General features: G+C 65.0%; 18 protein-coding genes and 1 tRNA gene. 14 read left to right on the forward strand and 5 right to left on the reverse strand.

Features of this window, described 5'->3' with window-relative positions; genetic code table 11:
* Positions 1 to 53: 53 nt before the first annotated feature.
* Positions 54 to 1,283, reverse strand: coding sequence for a DNA-processing protein DprA (gene dprA / locus L0U81_RS00250; RefSeq protein ID WP_233799611.1), 1,230 nt, complete (start codon positions 1,281 to 1,283; stop codon positions 54 to 56).
* Between the two features lie 263 nt (positions 1,284 to 1,546).
* Between dprA and def the strand changes: the two genes are divergently transcribed.
* From def to L0U81_RS00320, 14 genes are all read left to right on the forward strand, one after another.
* Positions 1,547 to 2,050: a peptide deformylase gene (def, locus tag L0U81_RS00255; RefSeq protein WP_233799612.1), complete on the forward strand. Its 504-nt coding sequence runs from the start codon at positions 1,547 to 1,549 to the stop codon at positions 2,048 to 2,050.
* A 30-nt stretch (positions 2,051 to 2,080) separates the two neighbouring features.
* Entirely contained in the window at positions 2,081 to 3,076 is a 996-nt protein-coding gene (fmt, locus tag L0U81_RS00260; protein ID WP_233799613.1) for a methionyl-tRNA formyltransferase, read from the forward strand.
* Positions 3,077 to 3,132: 56 nt separating this feature from the next.
* Entirely contained in the window at positions 3,133 to 3,774 is a 642-nt protein-coding gene (locus L0U81_RS00265) for a LysE family translocator (protein WP_233799614.1), read from the forward strand.
* Between the two features lie 105 nt (positions 3,775 to 3,879).
* Positions 3,880 to 4,737 (forward strand): zinc metalloprotease HtpX, encoded by an 858-nt coding sequence (gene htpX, locus L0U81_RS00270; RefSeq protein WP_233799615.1) that lies wholly within the window; start codon positions 3,880 to 3,882, stop codon positions 4,735 to 4,737.
* Between the two features lie 197 nt (positions 4,738 to 4,934).
* On the forward strand, positions 4,935 to 6,374 hold the full coding sequence (rsmB, locus tag L0U81_RS00275; protein WP_233799616.1) for a 16S rRNA (cytosine(967)-C(5))-methyltransferase RsmB: 1,440 nt from the start codon (positions 4,935 to 4,937) through the stop codon (positions 6,372 to 6,374).
* On the forward strand, positions 6,371 to 6,970 hold the full coding sequence (locus tag L0U81_RS00280) for a DUF4390 domain-containing protein (RefSeq protein WP_233799617.1): 600 nt from the start codon (positions 6,371 to 6,373) through the stop codon (positions 6,968 to 6,970). Before rsmB ends, L0U81_RS00280 begins: the two co-directional genes overlap by 4 nt.
* On the forward strand, positions 6,960 to 9,359 hold the full coding sequence (locus L0U81_RS00285; protein ID WP_233799618.1) for a sensor histidine kinase: 2,400 nt from the start codon (positions 6,960 to 6,962) through the stop codon (positions 9,357 to 9,359). Before L0U81_RS00280 ends, L0U81_RS00285 begins: the two co-directional genes overlap by 11 nt.
* Complete coding sequence (gene esaR, locus L0U81_RS00290) at positions 9,360 to 10,049, forward strand: response regulator transcription factor EsaR (RefSeq protein WP_233799619.1); 690 nt, start codon at positions 9,360 to 9,362, stop codon at positions 10,047 to 10,049.
* A 94-nt stretch (positions 10,050 to 10,143) separates the two neighbouring features.
* Positions 10,144 to 10,219: transfer RNA gene (locus tag L0U81_RS00295), tRNA-Phe, on the forward strand.
* 397 nt (positions 10,220 to 10,616) lie between these two features.
* Positions 10,617 to 11,348 (forward strand): 7-cyano-7-deazaguanine synthase QueC, encoded by a 732-nt coding sequence (gene queC, locus L0U81_RS00300; protein ID WP_233799620.1) that lies wholly within the window; start codon positions 10,617 to 10,619, stop codon positions 11,346 to 11,348.
* A 54-nt stretch (positions 11,349 to 11,402) separates the two neighbouring features.
* Positions 11,403 to 12,035 carry a 7-carboxy-7-deazaguanine synthase gene (queE, locus tag L0U81_RS00305; RefSeq protein WP_233799621.1) on the forward strand — a complete coding sequence of 211 codons (633 nt, stop codon included), beginning with the start codon at positions 11,403 to 11,405 and terminating at the stop codon, positions 12,033 to 12,035.
* A 6-nt stretch (positions 12,036 to 12,041) separates the two neighbouring features.
* Entirely contained in the window at positions 12,042 to 12,488 is a 447-nt protein-coding gene (gene queD, locus L0U81_RS00310; protein ID WP_233799622.1) for a 6-carboxytetrahydropterin synthase QueD, read from the forward strand.
* A 203-nt stretch (positions 12,489 to 12,691) separates the two neighbouring features.
* A complete protein-coding gene (locus L0U81_RS00315) occupies positions 12,692 to 13,474 on the forward strand; it encodes an HpcH/HpaI aldolase family protein (RefSeq protein WP_233799623.1) in 783 nt (260 codons plus the stop codon).
* On the forward strand, positions 13,471 to 14,205 hold the full coding sequence (locus tag L0U81_RS00320) for a tetratricopeptide repeat protein (protein WP_233799624.1): 735 nt from the start codon (positions 13,471 to 13,473) through the stop codon (positions 14,203 to 14,205). The genes L0U81_RS00315 and L0U81_RS00320 overlap by 4 nt, the downstream gene beginning before the upstream one ends.
* A 66-nt stretch (positions 14,206 to 14,271) precedes the next feature.
* Here the strand turns inward: L0U81_RS00320 and rodA are convergent, their stop codons facing one another.
* The 4 genes from rodA to mreC form a co-directional block, all read right to left on the reverse strand.
* Positions 14,272 to 15,420, reverse strand: coding sequence for a rod shape-determining protein RodA (rodA, locus tag L0U81_RS00325; RefSeq protein WP_233799625.1), 1,149 nt, complete (start codon positions 15,418 to 15,420; stop codon positions 14,272 to 14,274).
* Between the two features lie 10 nt (positions 15,421 to 15,430).
* Positions 15,431 to 17,812, reverse strand: a complete 2,382-nt coding sequence (gene mrdA / locus L0U81_RS00330; RefSeq protein WP_233799626.1) for a penicillin-binding protein 2 — start codon at positions 17,810 to 17,812, stop codon at positions 15,431 to 15,433.
* 81 nt (positions 17,813 to 17,893) lie between these two features.
* Entirely contained in the window at positions 17,894 to 18,406 is a 513-nt protein-coding gene (gene mreD, locus L0U81_RS00335; protein ID WP_233799627.1) for a rod shape-determining protein MreD, read from the reverse strand.
* On the reverse strand, positions 18,403 to 19,524 hold the full coding sequence (gene mreC / locus L0U81_RS00340; RefSeq protein WP_233799628.1) for a rod shape-determining protein MreC: 1,122 nt from the start codon (positions 19,522 to 19,524) through the stop codon (positions 18,403 to 18,405). Before mreC ends, mreD begins: the two co-directional genes overlap by 4 nt.
* Between the last annotated feature and the right edge of the window lie 76 nt (positions 19,525 to 19,600).

The raw sequence follows: 19,600 nt of genomic DNA on the forward strand, positions 1-19,600 counted from the left end.
CATGGCCGGTCGCGAAGAGTGGCCAATCTCCGTTGACGCCGGTCAGTCTCGGCTCAGTCATGATGGGCTCGCATGAAGCGGCCGCCGGGCAGCAGCGTGACCTCGCCGGCGAGTTCGAGCCGTAGTAAGGTGGCGTGCAGGGCGGTGTCTTGCATTTCGGTGCGGGCGGCGAGAATTTCAAGCGTAGTCGGCGAATGGCCGAGCGCGGCGAGCAGGCGCTCGGTGTCGGAGGCGAGCGCCGGCTGGAGGATTGGTTCGCACGGTGGCGGGTCGGTGAAGGCGGCGGTCGCAGCTTGCGAAGCTTTGGCACCCGACGACATGCACAAGCCAGCGTGCTTCAACGGCACGGCCCGCTTCGCCGCTCGTCCAGTGTTGCTCATCGGCCGCCTGGCGAAACCCAGCTCCTCCAGCACCTCGTCGGGCGTTTCCACGAGCCGCGCCCCCTGCTTGATCATCCGATGACAGCCGCGCGACAACGGCGCGTGAATCGAGCCGGGCAACGCGAACACGTCGCGCCCCATCTCATTGGCAAGCCGCGCGGTAATCAGCGAGCCGGAGCGCATCGCCGCCTCGACGATCACGACCCCGCTGACCAGCCCCGCGATCAGCCGGTTGCGCTGCGGGAAATTGGCGGCGCGCGCCGGCGTGCCGAGTGGCCACTCCGACAGAATCGCGCCTTGCGCCGAGATCTGCCGCGCCAGCGCATGATTCACGGCCGGATACACGAGGTCCGCGCCGGTGCCAATTACCGCGACTGTCCCTCCGGTGCCTTCCAGCCCGCCCCGATGCGCGGCGCTGTCGATGCCGAGCGCTAGCCCCGACACGACCGTCACGCCCGCCGCCGACAGATCGCGCGCGAACCGCCGCGCATCATCGATACCCTGCGGCGTCGCGCTTCGGCTCCCCACCAGGGCAACGGCTCGCGTATGCAGCAGTTCGAGCCGGCCTTTTACATATAGCAGGGGCGGCGGATCGGGCATCGTCAGTAATGCGGGCGGGTAGGCGGGGTCGTCGAGCGTGACGATCTGGTTGCCCGGCAGCTCACGCCACGCGAGCACCGCATCGAGCTGGCCGTCGAACGCCGGACCCGGTGGCGCCAGCACCGCGCGAGCCGCGGCTTCGCCGGCAATGTCGGCCAGCACCTCCTGCGACTGCGCGAAAATCGCTTCCGGCAGCCCGAATGCGCCCAGCAACAGGCGCAACGCCGCGGGCTTGAGCCCCGGCGCAAGCGACAACCGCAGCCAGGCGGCCAGTTCGATACGGGTTGCGGGCAAGGTCTGCATGCGGGTCGCTCCTTTGGCGGGGCCTGCGGGCAGGCGGGCGCCATGCTAAAATTTTCATCATCCGAAATAAACTACGATGAACCGCGAACCACCGCGGCGCCGCACTTACCAGCGCGGGTTGGTCGTCGGGCGCACGAGGCGCGTTGAATCGAACCGGTTCGACACCATCTATCCTCTGCGCATTACGACGGGCTCACAACCTGGCCGAATGGCCAACGCGAGCCTCCCAACGGTTAGCGGCGTCCGAAATCACACTCAAAATCATGGCTTTACTGAACATCCTCAATTACCCGGACAAACGGCTGCACAAAGTGGCGAAGCCGGTCACGGAGGTCAACGACCGTATCCGCCGTCTCGTCGCGGACATGGCCGAAACGATGTACGCGGCGCCCGGCGTCGGCCTCGCTGCCACCCAGGTGGACGTGCATGAGCGCGTGATCGTGATCGATGTATCGGAAACGCACGACGAGCTGCTCGCGCTCATCAACCCGGAAATCGTCTGGTCGAGCGATGAGAGGAAGCTGTCGGAAGAGGGCTGTCTGTCGGTGCCCGGCATCTACGACAACGTCGAGCGCGCCGAAAAAGTGCGCGTGCGCGCGCTGAACGAGAAGGGCGAGACGTTCGAGCTCGATTGCGAGGGGCTCCTCGCCGTGTGCGTCCAGCACGAGATGGATCACCTGATGGGCCGCGTGTTCGTCGAATATCTGTCGCCGCTGAAGCAAACGCGCATCAAGAGCAAGATGAAGAAGCTCGCCCACGCGATGTAACGCGCTCTCAAACTTGCCTGCTTCCCATTCATGAGTCATTCGTTGCGCGTCATCTTTGCCGGTACGCCGGAATTCGCCGCGGCCGCGCTGGCCGCGATTCATCGCGCCGGGTTTCCTGTTCCGCTCGTGCTGACGCAGCCGGACCGGCCCGCGGGACGCGGTATGAAGCTGCAGGCGAGCCCGGTCAAGCGCTACGCGCAGGAGCATGGCCTCGCACTCGCGCAGCCCACGTCGCTGCGCCGCGCCGGCAAATATCCGCAGGAAGCCGCCGCCGGAATCGAGCAACTGCGCACGACGCCGCACGACGTGATGGTGGTCGCCGCCTACGGGCTGATCCTGCCGCAGGAAGTGCTCGACATTCCGCGCTTTGGTTGCATCAACATTCACGCGTCGCTGCTGCCGCGCTGGCGCGGCGCGGCGCCGATTCATCGTGCGATCGAGGCGGGTGACGCGCAAACCGGCATCACGCTGATGCAGATGGACGCCGGCCTCGACACCGGCGCGATGATTTCCGAAGTACGCACCCCCATTTCCGCCGACGACACCACCGCCACGCTGCACGACCGTCTCGCCGAGGACGGCGCGCAGCTGATCGTCGACGCGCTGATCGAACTCGAGCGCAGCGGCAAGCTGGCGTCGACCCCGCAGCCGGCCGACGGCGTGAACTACGCCGAAAAAATCGCCAAGCACGAAGCGGCGCTCGACTGGCGCCGCGCGGCCGAGGCGCTTGCGCGTCAGGTGCGCGCGTTCGACCCATTCCCGGGCGGCGCCGGCACGCTCGAAGACGGCAGCCTCGTCAAGATCTGGGCCGCCACCGCGGTGGCCGCGCCGGCCTCAGGCAACCACAAGGCGCCCGGCACCATCACCGAGGTTTCGCCTGACGGCGTGCTGGTCGCTTGCGGCGAAGGCGCGCTGCGTTTGACGCAACTGCAGAAGCCCGGCGGCAAGCGCCTGCCGGTGCGCGAATTCCTCGCTGGCTCGACGCTTGCCGAAGGGCAGCGCTTCCAGCTTCCCGCGGCAGAATAAGCGCCCCGCGCGTTAGAATCCTCCATGCAGCAGACTAGGTTCCGAGGGTTCATCACATGTTCGGCATCGTCCATTTCGAGTTTTTCATCGTCGCGGTTTTTCTCCTGAACATCACGCCAGGGCCGGATACCGCGTATATCGTCGGGCGCAGCGTCGCACAGGGCCGCGGCGCCGGGCTGATGTCTGCGCTCGGTATTTCGGCGGGCTGCTGCATTCACTCGCTTGCTTGCGCGTTCGGCCTGACCGCGCTGCTGGCAGCCTCGGCCACGGCGTTCACCATCGTTAAATTCGTCGGCGCGATTTACCTGATGTATCTGGGCGTGCGCCTCATCTTCTCGAAGCCGACCGCGAATGCGCCCGCCGGCGACGCGCGCGCTCCGTCCGCGCCGAAGTCGCTGCGGCAGCTTTTCCTGCAAGGCTTCTGGACCAACGTGCTGAACCCGAAGGTCGTGCTGTTCTTCGTGTCGTTCTTCCCGCAATTCGTCACGACGGGCAGCGAACATAAGACCTTCGCCTTTCTCACGCTCGGCGCGGTGTTCGTGCTGATGAGCATGGTCTGGAACAGCTTCGTCGCGTGGATCGCGGGCAGCGTCACGCAGCGTTTCTCGGGCAAACCGGCAGTCAAGCGCTGGCTCGATCGCGGTGTTGGCAGCGCGTTCGTCGGCTTGGGCATCAAACTCGCGACCGCCTCGCGCTAATTGAATTTCCCTGAATCCCCCTTATCTAACATTTCGCTTACAATCTGGCGCCGCAATCGCGCGGCACGGAGACGAAGGCCACGCTCGGGGCAAGGAGTTGCAGACATGTTTAACTGGGTTAAAACCGCGATGTTGATGGCCGCGATCACGGCCCTTTTCGTCGTGATCGGCGGGATGATCGGCGGGTCGCGCGGCATGATGCTCGCGCTCGTGATCGCCTTGGGGATGAATTTCTTCTCATACTGGTTCTCCGACAAGATGGTCCTGCGCATGTACAACGCGCAGGAAGTCGACGAAAACAGTGCGCCGCAGTTCTATCGGATGGTGCGCGAACTTGCCACCCGCGCGAACCTGCCGATGCCGCGCGTCTACCTGATCAACGAAGACGCACCGAACGCGTTCGCCACTGGCCGCAATCCGGAGCACGCGGCCGTCGCGGCGACCACCGGCATTCTGCGCGTGCTGTCCGAGCGCGAAATGCGCGGCGTGATGGCGCACGAACTCTCGCACGTGAAACACCGCGACATTCTGATCTCGACGATTTCGGCGACGATGGCCGGCGCGATCTCCGCGTTGGCGAACTTCGCGATGTTCTTCGGCGGCCGCGACGAAAGCGGCCGTCGCGCGAATCCGATCGCGAGCATCGCGGTTGCGCTGCTCGCGCCGATCGCGGGCGCGATGATCCAGATGGCGATTTCGCGTGCGCGCGAATTCGAAGCCGACCGTGGTGGCGCGCAGATTTCGGGTGATCCGCAGGCACTTGCATCGGCGCTCGACAAGATTCATCGCTATGCGAGCGGCATTCCGTTCCCGACCGCCGAGGCACATCCGGCCACCGCGCAGATGATGATCATGAATCCGCTGTCGGGGGGCGGTATCGCGAATCTGTTTTCGACGCACCCTGCGACCGAGGAGCGGATTGCGCGTCTGATGGAAATGGCGCGTACCGGGCGCTTCGACTAAGGCGCGGCGTCGCTCTGCGCGTCAAGCGTGACAAGCTGAAAAGCGGGCCCGCGAGGTCCGCTTTTTTTCGTGCCTTTCGTCAACACTGAGCGACGACATCCACGGGCACCACCCACGCGCGGCGGCGCCCCATCAGCGCCACGCTACAATGTGCGCTGATTGCGCCGCACACCGTGCGGCTGGCCTTTACTCCCTTCATGACTTCAAAGCCTTCTTCGCGTTCTCCTTCTTCGTCGGCGCGTTCGCGCGAATCCCGTTTGTCGACGCTGCATCTGTCGCCCGAATCGCTCGGGTTCGCGCTCGACTGCGCCGCCCAAGCCGTCGGCGCCGTGCGTCACGGCGCGGCCTTGCCCGCTGCGCTGCAAAGCGTCTTCGTGGCGGTGCCGGAGGGTAACGCCGCAGCGGCGCGCGGCGCGGTGCAGGACATCGCGTATCGCACGATGCGCCGTCTTGCGACCGTCGAGTGGCTGATCGCGAAGCTCGTCAAGAAAGCACCTTCGCCGCACGTCGCGCATGTGCTCGCGTGCGCGCTTGCGCTGCTCGTCGACGACGAAGCGAGCGCGGCCTACACGCCGTTCACGGTCGTCGACCAGGCGGTCATGGCGATCGGCGCGCGCCGCGAGTTTGCGTTCGCGAAGGGGCTCGTCAACGCGGTGCTGCGCAACTTCTTGCGCGAGCGCGACACGCATCTCGCCGCCGTCCAGGCCGACGAAGTGGCGCGCTGGAACTATCCGGCCTGGTGGATCGACGCGGTGAAGCGTGCGTGGCCTGAGGCGTGGCAATCGGTGCTGGAAGCCGGCAACACGCAAGGTCCGTTGACGTTGCGCGTGAACGCGCGCCATTCGACGGTCGACGCCTATCTGCAAGTGCTGCAACGCCAGCAGATCGCCGCGACCAAGGCTGGCGAGCACGCGGTCACGCTTGCTACGCCGATGCCGGTCGAGCGCATTCCGGGCTTCAGCGAAGGCATCGTGTCCGTGCAGGACGCAGGCGCGCAGCTCGCCGCGCAATTGCTCGGCGTGCGCGACGGCATGCGCGTGCTCGACGCGTGCGCGGCCCCCGGCGGCAAAACCGGCCATCTGCTCGAACTCGCCAACATTCGACTCGTTGCGCTCGAAAGCGACGCGTCGCGCGCGCGCCGCATCGGCGAAAACCTGCGGCGTCTGAAGCTCGAAGCGGAAGTGCGTATCGGCGACGCGGGCGCGCCCGCGCAATGGCACGACAACCTCGACCAGCCGTTCGACCGCATCCTCGCCGACGTGCCGTGCTCGGCGTCGGGCATCGTGCGGCGTCATCCGGATATCCGCTGGCTGCGTCGCCAGTCCGATATCGCCGCACTCGTCGCCGAACAGCGCCGAATTCTCGAGGCGTTGTGGCCGCTCGTGAAACCGGGCGGCGAGTTGCTTTACGTTACGTGTTCGATCTTCCCCGAAGAGGGTGAGTTGCAGGCACAGTGGTTTGGAAACCAGCATCAGGATGCGGTACGATTGGACGCGCCGGGGCAGTTGTTACCCTCAGTTGCCCGCGCGCCCGCCGACCCATCGGCCGGTTCTCATGCCGGACAGCACGCTGAATTCGGCGCCGGCGCGAACTCAGACCACGACGGATTTTTCTACGCGCGCTTTCAGAAACGGTGACCATCAAACGCTTCTTCCCGCTTCGGCTCGCTGCCGTGCTCTGGATCGCGCTGGCCGTCTGGCTTACAGCGCCGGGCGCGGCACACGCTGACTCGATCGCGGTGCAGCGGGCGTCGCTGCAGGCTGACAACGGCGGCTGGAGTCTCGACGCGCATTTCGAATTCGATCTGAACAGCAATCTCGAAGACGCGGTCAACAAGGGCATTCCGCTTTATTTCACGACCGATTTCGAACTGAGCCGACCGCGCTGGTACTGGTTCGACGAGCAGCCGGTCAGCGTGTCGCAAAGTTTGCGGCTGTCGTTCCAGCCGCTGACGCGCGAATACCGCGTCTCGAGCGTACAGTCGGGCGGCTTGCAGCTCGGCTTTTCCACTCTCAAGGATGCACTCGCGGTCATCAAGCACGTGACGTCGTGGCACGTGATCGACCGCAATCAGGTGCGCGTCGGCGAAACCTATAACGCGTCGGTGCGCATGCAGCTCGATATCGGGCTGATGCCCAAGCCGTTCCAGATCGATGCGGTGAACAACCGCGACTGGAACCTCGCCTCCGATTGGAAGCGCTTCACTTTCACGGCGGCCGAACATGCTAAATAGAGTTCGCTCATCTTCCACCAGTGTCAGCAGCATCGTCGTGCGCGTGCTGGTGTCGACGGTCGCGGTGACGGCCGTGCTGCTGCTCGTGCTGCTGGCCGCCGCGAGCGCGAACACCGAATTCTTCGACCGCTATTACCAATGGCTGTATGCGGCCAACGTCGCGGTCGCGCTGGTCTTCCTGCTGGTGGTGACGACGCTCGTCATCATCATCATCGTGCGATTACGCACGGGCAAATTCGGCACGCGACTGCTTGCGAAGCTCGCGTTCTTCATGGCGCTGGTCGGCGTGGTGCCGGGTGGCATCATCTACATCGTGTCGTATCAGTTCGTATCGCGCAGTATCGAGTCGTGGTTCGATGTGAACGTCGAAACCGCGCTTGCGTCCGGCCTCAATCTCGGGCGCGGCATGCTCGACGCGTCGCTGTCCGATCTGCAGACGAAGGCGCGTCTGATGTCCGAGCAGCTCGCGAGCGCGGATGCCGCCGGTACCACGCTGACTCTGCTGCGTCTGCGCGATCAGTTCGGCGTGCAGGACGCGACTATCGTCGAGCCGACCCGCAGTATGTCGGGCGCGACGCCGGACATGCACGTGGTCGCGCAGGCGTCGGGCAACTACGCGATGCTCGTGCCGAACGATCTGCCGACACCGCTGATGATCGAGCAGGCGCGCGGCCACGGCTATGCAGCCATCGAAGGCGAAGTGGACGGCGACCCGCAGGCACACGACGGCAAGGGCGCGCTGCGTCTGCGCGTCGTGCAGCGTATTCCCGATTCGAACGCGTCGCTATTGCAGCCCGCCGAGCGCTTCCTGCAGCTGACGCAGCCGGTCTCGAAAACGCTCGCACGTAATGCCGATTCGGTGCAGCGCGCGTATCGCGAGTATCAGGAGAAGGCACTCGGGCGCACCGGTCTGCGCAAGATGTACATCGGCACGCTGACGTTGTCACTGTTCCTCGCGACCTTCATCGCGATGATGCTCGCGCTCGCGCTCGGCAACCAGCTCGCGCGGCCGCTGTTCCTGCTCGCGCAGGGCACGAAGGAAATTACCGAGGGCGACTACACGCCGAAGCGCGAAATCAAGTCACGTGACGAGCTCGGCTTCCTCACGCAGTCGTTCAACGCGATGACGCGGCAGCTCTCGGAAGCGCGCGGGGCGGTCGAGAAAAATCGTATCGCGCTGGAGCATTCGAAGGCGTATCTCGAGAGCATCCTCGCGAACCTGACCGCGGGCGTGTTCGTGTTCGACCGGCAGTTCCGGCTCACCACCGCGAATCGCGGCGCCGAGCGAATTTTCCGTCAACCGTTCCAGACGGTGCTCGGATCGTCGCTCGATCAGATCGGCGTGCTCGGCGATTTCGGTGCGATGGTGCGCAAGGCGTTTGCCGATCGCGAAGCGGCGAGCGAAGATGGCCACGCCGACAACGGCCACTGGCAGCAGCAGTTTTCGGTGCCGGTGGCTGGCGAAGCCGAGCCGCTCACGTTGCTCGTGCGCGGCGCGCGCCTCGTCGCGGCGAACGAGCGCGATGCCGAAGACTTGCAGACCTCGGGCTACGTTATCGTGTTCGACGACATCTCCGACGTGATCTCCGCGCAGCGTTCGATCGCATGGGGCGAAGTCGCGCGGCGGCTCGCGCACGAGATCAAGAATCCGCTCACGCCGATTCAACTCTCGGCCGAGCGCTTGCAGATGAAACTCGCCGACAAGCTCGCGCCGTCGGACGCGGACGTGTTGAAGCGCGGCGCGACGACGATCGTCAATCAGGTCGCCGCGATGAAGCAGATGGTCGACAATTTCCGCGACTACGCGCGCACGCCACCCGCGGTACTCGCGCATCTGCAGTTGAATGATCTGGTCAGCGAAGTGCTCACGCTGTACGGTATAGAGGAAGGCAAGGGCGCGATCCAGGTCGAGCTTGCGGCATTGCCCGCGATACGCGGCGACGCGACGCAGTTGCGTCAGGTGATCCACAACCTGCTGCAGAACGCGCAGGACGCGGTAGCCGAGGTGGCGCATCCGCGTGTTTTGCTCGAGACGAGGACAGTAGAATACGGAGACCCCGACGCGCAAGGCAAGGCCCGCGTCGCGGTACGTCTGACCGTGTCGGACAACGGACCAGGCTTCCCCGCGCGTATCCTCACGCGCGCGTTCGAGCCCTACGTGACGACCAAGGCCAAAGGTACGGGTCTGGGACTTGCGATGGTCAAGAAGATCGTCGACGAACACGGCGCGCGCATCGACATTCGCAATCGCATGAAGGCTGGCGACGTAATCGAAGGCGCGCAGATTTCGATCCTCTTCCTTCAACTGGCGGAAGATCCCGCGCATTCGGCGCACAACGGTGCGTCGCAGGGAACGACAAAAGCAACAGTGCAGACAAGGGCAGCGTAAATGGCAACCATCCTGGTGGTAGATGATGAAATGGGCATCCGGGAATTGCTCTCGGAGATCCTGAGCGACGAGGGACACGTCGTGGAGGCCGCTGAGAATGCGCAGGAAGCGCGCGAGTTCCGTCTGCGTCAGGTGCCGGACCTGGTGCTGCTCGACATCTGGATGCCGGACACCGACGGCGTGACCTTGCTCAAGGAATGGGCTGCGCAAGGTCAATTGACGATGCCCGTCATCATGATGTCCGGCCACGCGACGATCGACACCGCAGTCGAAGCCACCAAGATCGGCGCGCTCAACTTCCTCGAAAAGCCGATCGCGTTGCAGAAGCTGCTGAAGGCGGTCGAGCAGGGACTCGCGCGCGGTAACGCGGCGGCGGTGCCTGGCGGCGTGGCTGCGAAGCCGGCGGTGCCGGTCAGCGCATCGTCAGTCGCGTCGGCGGCCGCGTTGCCCGTACTGTCGGCTGATGGCCTCGGCGGCGGCGCGCTCGCCGCGCAAACCGCATCGATCTCGTTCGATATTCCGCTGCGCGATGCGCGCGACGCGTTCGAGCGCGCGTACTTCGAATATCACCTCGCGCGCGAGAACGGCAGCATGACGCGCGTCGCGGAGAAGACCGGGCTCGAGCGCACGCATCTTTATCGCAAGCTGAAGCAACTCGGCGTCGATCTCGGCAAGAACAAGGGGGAGTGAGCGCCACCTGTTGCATGCGACCGCGGTCCGGCAAAATTTTTTATGAAAGGGCTTGCTGAACTGCGGCTCGCTTGATATAGTTTCGTTCTTCGTTGGCCCGGTAGCTCAGTTGGTAGAGCAGCGGATTGAAAATCCGCGTGTCGGTGGTTCGATTCCGCCCCAGGCCACCAGGATTCAGCCCCAGGAAATCGCAAGATTCCTGGGGCTTTTCCGTTTGGCGGGCAAGTCGTTGCTTCGGCTTGCCATGCAGTTCGAGCCGCGCGCGTGGGGCCGCTGGTGTCGGTGACATTGGGTGTCGCGTGATAAAATCGCGCCAGTTCAAGGACTTGCATGCAGGCGTCGCGCGCGGTCGTGCAACGCGCGAATGCGGTGCCGAACGCATCGCAACACCGAAGCACCCAATCCTTCGCCCGACGATCGGCGGTATAAGCGCCCAGCCACGTTCACGCGCAACGCGCGACCTATACTGCTTTGGGCCGGCACAGTGCTGGCACACGTCGCGCCGCGTTGCTTGCGTGGCGCACCTCGCGCAGCGCGACGTGGCACTCTCATTCATGGAGTATCACGGTGATCCGCAAAGACGCCAAGCGTAGCGCGCTCGTGCTGTTTTCCGGCGGCCAGGATTCCGCCACGTGTCTTGCGTGGGCGCTCGATCGCTACGACACGGTCGAAACGCTCGGCTTCGATTATGGTCAGCGGCATCGCGTCGAGCTCGAGTGCCGCGAGGGGTTCCGTCAGGCCATCGTGCGCGCGTTTCCGGCGTGGGCCGGTCGTCTCGGCGACGATCACATGATCGACCTGTCGCTGCTCGGCGCGATCAGCGACACCGCCATGACGCGCGAGATCGAGATTGAGGCGACGGCCAATGGTTTGCCGAACACGTTCGTGCCGGGCCGCAATCTGATGTTCATGACGATCGCCGCGGCCATCGCATATCGGCGAGGCTTGCAGGTGCTGGTCGGCGGGATGTGCGAAACGGACTTCTCGGGCTACCCCGATTGCCGCGACGACACGATGAAGGCGCTGCAGGTCGCGCTGAATCTCGGCATGGACAAGCGCTTCGCGCTGGAGACGCCGCTGATGTGGCTCGACAAGGCCGACACGTGGCGTCTCGCGCACGAGCTAGGCGGCGACGAGCTGGTCGAACTGGTACGCGTCGAGACGCATACCTGCTACCTCGGCGAACGCGCCGAGTTGCACGCTTGGGGCTTCGGCTGCGGTGAATGCCCGGCGTGCCGGTTGCGCAAGCGTGGCTATGAGGCTTACCTCGCCGGTGAGAAAGTCACCGAGCCGGTCTGACGGTTCGCGCGGCAACGCCCATCATTGATTCAGGAACACAGGACAGAAAGCAGCATGACGTACGCGGTGAAGGAAATCTTCTACACGTTGCAGGGCGAGGGCGCGAATGCCGGGCGGCCGGCCGTGTTCTGCCGCTTCGCGGGCTGCAATCTGTGGTCGGGTCGCGAAGAGGATCGCGCGGAAGCCGTCTGCCGTTTCTGTGATACCGATTTTGTCGGCACCGACGGCGAGAACGGCGGCAAGTACCGCACCCCCGAAGAACTGGTCGCGATGATCGCGTCGCAATGGCCGCAAGGCGAGGGCCAACGCTTCGTCGTGTGCACCGGCGGCGAGCCGATGCTGCAGCTCGATCAGCCGCTCGTCGACGCGCTGCACGCGGCCGGCTTCGAGGTCGCGATCGAGACCAACGGCTCGCTGCCGGTGCTCGACACGATCGACTGGATCTGCGTGAGCCCGAAGGCCGACGCGCCGCTAGTGGTGACGAAGGGCAACGAACTGAAGGTCGTGGTTCCGCAAGACAACCAGCGTCTCGCCGACTACGCGAAGCTCGACTTCGAATATTTCCTCGTCCAGCCGATGGATGGACCGTCGCGCGAGCTCAACACGAAGCTCGCGATCGATTGGTGCAAGCGTCATCCGCAGTGGCGCCTGTCGATGCAGACTCACAAGTATCTGAACATTCCCTGATTTGCCGTGCTGACGATTACCCGAAAACTCGAATTCGACGCGGGCCACCGCATTCCCGATCACCGCAGCCAGTGCCGTAATCTGCATGGTCATCGCTACGTGCTCGAAATCACGCTGCAAGGCGATCTGGTCGACACCGAAGGCGCGCCCGATCGCGGTATGGTGATGGATTTCGCCGACGTGAAGTCGCTCGCGGTCGAGCATCTGGTCGACAAGTGGGACCACGCGTTTCTGGTCTATGAAGGCGACACGCAGGTGCGTGGCTTTCTCGACAGCATGGCGGGTCACAAGACGGTCGTGATCGATCGCATTCCCACGGTCGAAAACCTCGCCGCGATTGCGTTCGACATACTCGCGAACGTGTACGACGCGCACTACGGCGTGAACCTGCGCCTGCACAAAGTGCGTCTGTACGAGACGCCGAATTGCTGGGCCGACGTCGTCCGCGGCTAGCCTCCCACCTCAAGCCACACCTCGCCGCGCGAGCGAACCTTCGCGTTATTGTCACGGTATGATCGTTCCGACAACCACGCGGAGCGAGACATGCCAGTCACCGCATTGCGTCGCAGCAGGCATCGAGGCCGTCATTGCCTCGGTGCCTGCCTGATTCGCTATCTGGCCCCGCTTCGCACTGCAAACCTGCGCGAGGCCAGCCGATGAGCACCTTCACCAATTCCCTCAAACAACGTCTGAAGGACAACGCGGCGCTGTTCGGGCTGTGGCTGTCGCTTGGCAGCGAGGCCGCGGCCGAAGCGCTCGCGCACGCCGGCTTCGACTGGCTGCTGATCGACATGGAGCACGCGCCCAACGACAGCGGCGGCGTCGAGTCGCAATTGCGCGCGATCGCCGCCGCGCATCTGCCGAGCGAGCCGGTGGTGCGCGTGCCCGCGAGCGAACCGTGGCTCGTCAAGCGCGTGCTTGACGCCGGAGCGCGCACGCTGATGTTCCCGAACATCGAATCTGCTGAAGACGCGGCACGCGCCGTGCGGCTCACGCAATATCCGACCGCCGAGGCGCTCGACGGCCTGCGCGGCGTCGCGGGCGTCGTGCGCGCGGCCGGTTACGGCATGCGCCGCGACTACGTGCAGACGGCCAACGCGCAGATCGCGACGATTGTTCAGATCGAATCGGCGGGCGGCTTGCAGGAGGTCGAGCGAATCGCGGCGACGCCGGGCGTCGATTGCCTATTTGTCGGGCCGGCCGATCTGGCCGCGAGTCTCGGTCATCTCGGCGACGCGAAGCACACGGAGGTGCAGGCGGCCATGGCGCGCATCGTCAGCGCGGCGGACAAGGCCGGCATTGCCGCCGGCATTTTCGCAATGGACGTGGCGAGTGCGCGGCAGTATCGCGATGCCGGTTTTCGCTTCGTCGCGCTGGCCGCCGACGTGATCTGGATGTTGCGCGCGACGCGTCAGGCATTGCAGGAGGTGCGGTCATGAACGGCAGAGTGCAGGGCGTCGCCGGGCGCGCAATCGCGCGGGTGACCGCGCACGTGACCGTCGCGGCGGCGCTGCTCGCGAGTGGCGCGTGGGAAGCTGCATGCGCGCAGGATCGCGTCGCGAAGGCGGATGATCCGCAGACCCAATCCGCAGTGGCCGACTACAACGCCGGCAACCTCGGCGCGGCGCTGACCGAATTCCGCCAGGCCGCCGAGCGCGGCAGCCGGCTTGCCCAATTCAACTACGCGATGATGCTGCTCAACGGCGAGGGCACCCCGGTCAACGTCGACGAAGGCAAGAAGTGGCTACGCAAGGCCGCCGAGGCGAACATGTCACACGCGCAATACGTGTACGGCAAGATGTACGACGATGGCGAGTTCGTCGAGCGCGATCCGGTGGAGGCGCATCGCTGGTTCATGAAGGCGGCCGCGCAGGGGCACGTGCAGGCGGAGCTGGCGCTCGCGAATCAGTTCCTCGACGGACGCGGCACCGAACGCGACAACAGGCAGGCGTTCGTCTGGTACAAGAAGGCGGCGCAGGGCGGCGACATGACCGCGCAGTACGTGACCGGCTCGTTCTACGAGCGCGGCGGCGATGGTGTCGACAGGAATCTGAATGTAGCGCGCGCATACTACGCGGCCGCGGCGGCGCAGGGCGATCCGGCGGCACGCCTGAAGTATCAGCAATTAAGTGCGCAGTTGCGCGATCAGAAGGAAGTGAAACCGCAGTAACGAAAAAGGGCGCTCGCAAGGAGCGCCCTTTGTGCATATTCGATTGCTGTGTACGGCTAGCTGCGGTTAGCTCTGCATCAAGCGCTTCTGTCGGGCGACGCTCATGATCAGCCCGATCGCGATGCCCAACGTAGTCAGCGCAGTGCCGCCGTAACTCATGAACGGCAACGGCACGCCGACCACCGGCAGAATCCCGCTCACCATGCCGATATTGACGAACGCGTACGTGAAGAACGCCATCGTCAACGAGCCGGCCAATAATCGCCCGAACAATGTCGCACCATTGGCCGCGATGTAAAGTCCGCGCGCGATCAATAGCATGTACAGCGTGAGCAGCACGATCCCGCCCGCCAAACCGAACTCTTCCGAAAACACCGCGAAGATGAAGTCGGTGTGCTTTTCGGGGATGAACTCCAGATGCGCCTGCGTGCCCTTCAGCCAGCCCTTGCCGAGCGGGCCGCCCGAGCCGATCGCGATCACTGCCTGAATCGTGTGGAAGCCTTTGCCGAGCGGGTCCGAAGTCGGATCGAGCAACGTGCAGATACGGTGCTTCTGGTAGTCGTGCATCAGCGGCCACTGCACTTCGGGCTGACAGATCTTGTCCTGAAACGCTGCAATCGACCCAACCGCGATCACGGCTGCGATCAGTACCGGCACGATCAGCTTGAAGCTCAATCCCGCGAAATAAATCACGAACAAGCCGGCCGCGAACACGAGCACGGCCGTGCCGAGGTCAGGCTGCTTCGCGATCAGGCCGACCGGCACGATGAGGATCGCGAAGCCGACCAGGTAGTCGTACCAGCGCATCACACCTTCGCGGCGATGGAAGTACCAGGCGAGCATCAGCGGCGTTGCGATCTTCAGGATTTCCGACGGCTGGATCACCACGCCGACGTTGATCCAGCGCTTCGCACCCTTTTTCGTAAGGCCGAACATGGCGACCGCGACCAGTAACGCGATCCCGAACGTGTAAAGCGGAACCGCAAAGCGCATCAGCGTATTGGGCGGCACATTGGCGAGCGCCCACATCAGCACGAAGGTCAGCAGGATGTTGCGCATCTGGTCTTCGACGCGGCCCGGCATGTCGAGAGTCGCGCTGTACAGCGTGACGATGCCCACGCACAGCAGCAGAAAAACGATCAGTGCGAGCGGACGGTCGAAGCCCACGAACATCCGTTTGATGCGGTCGAGCCAGGCGCGCTTGTCGAATTGCATGCCTCTCTCCTTATTCGTCGATGCCGCCGGCGGCCGGCTGGCGCGGCGACGCGTCCTGGACGCTGTCCTCGCGCGGCGGCGCCGCGACGCTCGGCGTCGGCTCGCTCGCCGGACGGGGGTTATGCGGCGCGCCGGACGAGCGCGACGCGGATTTCTTCGCAGCGGCCGAAGCCGAAGCGGGCCTCGCCGCCGACGCCGCGCGGGCTGCGGTAGCCGAAGCGGTGGCCGGCGCACTGGCCGGCGCTGTTGCCGCTGCGCCAGCCGACGCCGCCACTGGCGCAGACGCGCCACTTGCGCCCGAAGCCGCAACAGCCGCCGACGCACCCGAGGCCGCGGCAGCCGCCGCCTCCGACGCCCCCGGCACCGGCAGTGCCGTGAAGCCCGCTGCAATCCTGAGCGGCTGAGCGCTTTCATGCGGTGCCGGCATATCGCCGACCTGAGGCGCGGATGCTTCGAGCGTGGTCGATGCCGCTGCCGCGACGGCCGCTTCCTGCGCGCCGGGCTTGTTCTTGCCGATCAGGTAGTAGTCGAGCACTTTACGCGCGATCGGACCGGCCGCCTCCGCGCCCCAGCCGCCGTTTTCGACGATCAGCGCGAGCGCGATCTTCGGTTGTTCGGCCGGTGCGAACGCGATGAACAGCGCGTGATCGCGCAGATTTTCGGGGATCGCGTGACCCTTGTAGTTCGCGCCCTGCAGCGAGTACACCTGCGCGGTACCGGTCTTGCCGGCCGCTTGGTACGGCGCGCCCGCGAACACCTTGGCCGCCGTGCCGCTCGTCACGACGCCTTCCATCGCGCGCTTGATGATGTCGATGTCCTGCTGCTTGACATCGATCTTGTCGCTCGGATCGCGCACGACCGGCCGTGTTTCCTTCGAGATCGGATTTTCGATGTCGCGCACGAGGTGCGGTTTCATCACGACGCCGTTGTTCGCGAGCGTTGCGGTGGCATGTGCGAGCTGCAGGATCGTGAACGAGTTGTAGCCCTGGCCGATGCCGAGGCTGACCGTCTCGCCTTCGTACCACTTCTGCTGTTCGGGGCGGCGGTACGCGCGACGCTTCCAGTCGGTCGACGGCAGGATGCCCTTCGCCTCGCCCGCGATGTCGATGCCGGTGATCTGCCCGAAGCCCCACGGCTTCATGAAGTTCGCGATGTTGTTGACGCCGAGATCGTGCGCGAGCATGTAGAAGTACGTGTCGTTCGACACGACGATCGCGCGGTTCATGTCGATCCAGCCCTGGCCCGAGCGCACGTCGTTACGGAACGTGTGGCCGCCGAACGTGTAGTAGCCGGGATCCTGGAAGCCCCAACTGGGCGTGCGCTTGTGCAGTGACAGCGCGGCGAGCGCCATGAACGGCTTGTAGGTCGAGCCCGGCGGATAGGTGCCGTGCAGCGGCCGGTTCAGCAGCGGATGGTCGGGCGAGTTGTTCAGCTCGTCCCAGGTCTGCTGGTCGATGCCGTCGACGAACGAGTTCGGATCAAAGCTCGGCGCCGACACGAATGCGAGCACATCGCCGGTCGATGGCTCGATCGCGACGAGCGCGCCGCGGCGTCCGGCGAACGCCTGCTCGGCGACCTGCTGCAGGCCGATGTCGAGCGAGAGCACGAGGTTGTTGCCCGGCGTCGCCTGGGTGCGCGATAGCGTGCGCACGGGACGGCCGCCCGCCGTCACCTCGACTTCCTCGAAACCGGTCTGGCCGTGCAGCTCGGTTTCGTAACTCTGCTCGACGCCGATCTTGCCGATGTAATCGGTGCCCTTGTAGTTGTTCGCGTCCAGACGCGGATCGTAGTGGTCTGGATCGCTGTTGTTCTGATCGCTCGTGTCGTCGATGCGGTCCTGATCACGCTGCGAAATCCGTCCGATGTAGCCGATCACGTGGGCAGCGGTCGGCCCGAGCGGGTACTGGCGGAACAGTCGCGCGCGCACTTCGACGCCGGGGAAGCGGAAGCGCTGCGCCGTGAAGCGCGCGACTTCGTCATCGGTCAGGCGCGTGCGGATCGGCAGACTTTCGAAGTTCTTCGAGTCTTCCTGCAGCTTCTTGAAGCGGCGGCGGTCGCGCGCGTCGATCGAGACCACTGTGGCGAGGTTGTCGATCACGTTCTCGAGCGTGTCGTTCAACTTCGACGGGGTGATTTCGAGCGTGTAAGCCGAGTAGTTCTTTGCGAGCACGACGCCGTTGCGGTCGGTGATGATGCCGCGGTTCGGCACGATCGGCGCGACGGAGATGCGGTTTTCATCGGCCTGCAGCGAGTACTTGCTGTAGTGCCAGACCTGCAGGAACAGGAAGCGGAAGCCGATCAGCCCGAAGCAGACGAACACGAACAGGCCCGCCGCCGCGACGCGCAGGCGGAATTTCGTGAGCTGCTGTTGAGTGTCCTTGAATTCGGTCATGCGATTCTGCAAAAGGCCGGCCTGCGGCCATCAAGAGAGTGTGCGCCCAAACCGGCCGCGGCCGGTGGGCGCAACGCGGGATCAAATGGGCCGCGTGTCGTCCGGGTCGGCGGGCCGGCGCTGCGGCATCAGCAGCAAAATGCTCGCGACCGGCCACAGCGCGGCTTCGACGAAACCGTCGATCAGATAACTCCAGCCCGGAAATGCCGCGCCGGCCAACAGCCGGATCACGAACGGCACCACTTGCGCGACGACGAGCAGCGGCATCACCGCGAACGTTTGTACGCCCAGCGACATCCACAGCACGCGGCGGTGAATCGTGATCGCGCCGTACGACAGCAGCGTGTACGCGAGCGCGTGCTCGCCGAGCAGGCTCGCGTTGTGCACGTCCATTAGCAGGCCGAGCAGAAACGCGATGCCCATGCCGACCTTGCGCGGCTGATGCACATTCCAGAACAGCAGCACGAGCGCGACGAAATCGGGTACGCCGGCGAGACGCCCCCAGGGCATCAGGTTCAGCAGGAACGCGGCGGCGAGGCTGAACGTGATGAAGTACGGGTTGACCGGCTGCAGGATGTATTGCGGGCGGTTCATGGCTGAGCCCCCGGCGTGGCCTGCGGCTTCGCGTTCTTCGCGGCAGCTGGCTTTTCGGCTTTCCTGTCGGCTGCGGACTTCTCGGACTTCTTGTCGGCGGCGGCTTTGGCCGGCGCTTTTTCCGTGGATTTGGAAGTGGGCTTTTCGGCCGTAGCCTTGTTGGCGGTGCTGTCGTCGCCCTGCTTGGCGGCGGATTTGTCCGCCACGCCCTTACCGCCCTTTTTCGCTTTCGCGTCTTTCGCGACGGTTGCCGCGTCGGGTTCGGCAGCCGGGCGCGGCGGCGCGTCGTTCTGGACGTGCAGCACGAGCACCTGACGTGCGCCGCGCACCGCCGCGATGGGCAGACTGATCACGCGCGCAAACGCGGTGTCGGCCTGCTTATCGACGCGCACGACCTTCGCGACCGGCAGCCCCGGCGGATACACGCCGTCGAGGCCGCTCGTAACGAGCTCGTCGCCAGTCTGCACATCGGCGCTGATCGGCACGAAGCGCAGATCGAGCGTGTCGCCCTTCGGCGTGCCGTAGATCACGCTGCGCAAGCCGGTGCGCAGGATTTCGACCGGCACAGCCTGGTCCTTGTCCGTCAGCAGTGTGACTTCCGCCTGCAGCGGGAACACCCGGGTGACCTGGCCAATCACGCCGTCTTCGTCGACGACCGGCGAGCCGTTCTGGATGCCTTGTTGCGCGCCGCGTCCGATCACGACCTTCTGCGTGAACGGATCGCGCGTGTCGTACTGGATTTCAGCGGGCAGCGATTGCGTGGTCAGGCGCTGCGACAGTTGCAGCAGCGCGCGCAGATGGCCATTTTCGGCCGCGAGCGACGCAGCCATGTTGGCCTGCTGCGACACTTGCAGATCCTTCGTGCGCAGCTTCTCGTTTTCGTGGCGCAATGTGGCGCTCGTCACGGCGATGTCGGCGGCGCCCAGGAACATGTCGCGCGGCACGAGCGCTGCGCGCTGCAACGGATAAAGACCCGCGCCGAGCACGCCGCGGACGATTTCGAGCGTCTGGAAGCGGGCATCGGAGATCAGCAGGACGAGCGCCAGCACGACGAAGAACACCAGTCGGGCGAGAGCGGATGGGCCTTGCTTGAACAGGGGCGGCGGACTGTATTCCATGGTCGGCGCCGGGGGCGTGAGCGGTTGGGTGAGGCGGTGGCGCGCAAGGTGCGCGCGGTCAGCGCGCGGCGGCTGG

Origin of the sequence: Paraburkholderia sp. HP33-1 (assembly GCF_021390595.1) — a bacterium.
Classification (GTDB): Bacteria; Pseudomonadota; Gammaproteobacteria; order Burkholderiales; family Burkholderiaceae; genus Paraburkholderia.

Coding starts and splice junctions, on each gene's coding strand:
- dprA (WP_233799611.1), bottom strand. CDS start 1,283: ATGCAGACCTTGCCCGCAACCCGTATCGAACTGGCCGCCTGGCTGCGG.
- def (WP_233799612.1), top strand. CDS start 1,547: ATGGCTTTACTGAACATCCTCAATTACCCGGACAAACGGCTGCACAAA.
- fmt (WP_233799613.1), top strand. CDS start 2,081: ATGAGTCATTCGTTGCGCGTCATCTTTGCCGGTACGCCGGAATTCGCC.
- L0U81_RS00265 (WP_233799614.1), top strand. CDS start 3,133: ATGTTCGGCATCGTCCATTTCGAGTTTTTCATCGTCGCGGTTTTTCTC.
- htpX (WP_233799615.1), top strand. CDS start 3,880: ATGTTTAACTGGGTTAAAACCGCGATGTTGATGGCCGCGATCACGGCC.
- rsmB (WP_233799616.1), top strand. CDS start 4,935: ATGACTTCAAAGCCTTCTTCGCGTTCTCCTTCTTCGTCGGCGCGTTCG.
- L0U81_RS00285 (WP_233799618.1), top strand. CDS start 6,960: ATGCTAAATAGAGTTCGCTCATCTTCCACCAGTGTCAGCAGCATCGTC.
- esaR (WP_233799619.1), top strand. CDS start 9,360: ATGGCAACCATCCTGGTGGTAGATGATGAAATGGGCATCCGGGAATTG.
- queE (WP_233799621.1), top strand. CDS start 11,403: ATGACGTACGCGGTGAAGGAAATCTTCTACACGTTGCAGGGCGAGGGC.
- L0U81_RS00315 (WP_233799623.1), top strand. CDS start 12,692: ATGAGCACCTTCACCAATTCCCTCAAACAACGTCTGAAGGACAACGCG.
- L0U81_RS00320 (WP_233799624.1), top strand. CDS start 13,471: ATGAACGGCAGAGTGCAGGGCGTCGCCGGGCGCGCAATCGCGCGGGTG.
- rodA (WP_233799625.1), bottom strand. CDS start 15,420: ATGCAATTCGACAAGCGCGCCTGGCTCGACCGCATCAAACGGATGTTC.
- mrdA (WP_233799626.1), bottom strand. CDS start 17,812: ATGACCGAATTCAAGGACACTCAACAGCAGCTCACGAAATTCCGCCTG.
- mreD (WP_233799627.1), bottom strand. CDS start 18,406: ATGAACCGCCCGCAATACATCCTGCAGCCGGTCAACCCGTACTTCATC.
- mreC (WP_233799628.1), bottom strand. CDS start 19,524: ATGGAATACAGTCCGCCGCCCCTGTTCAAGCAAGGCCCATCCGCTCTC.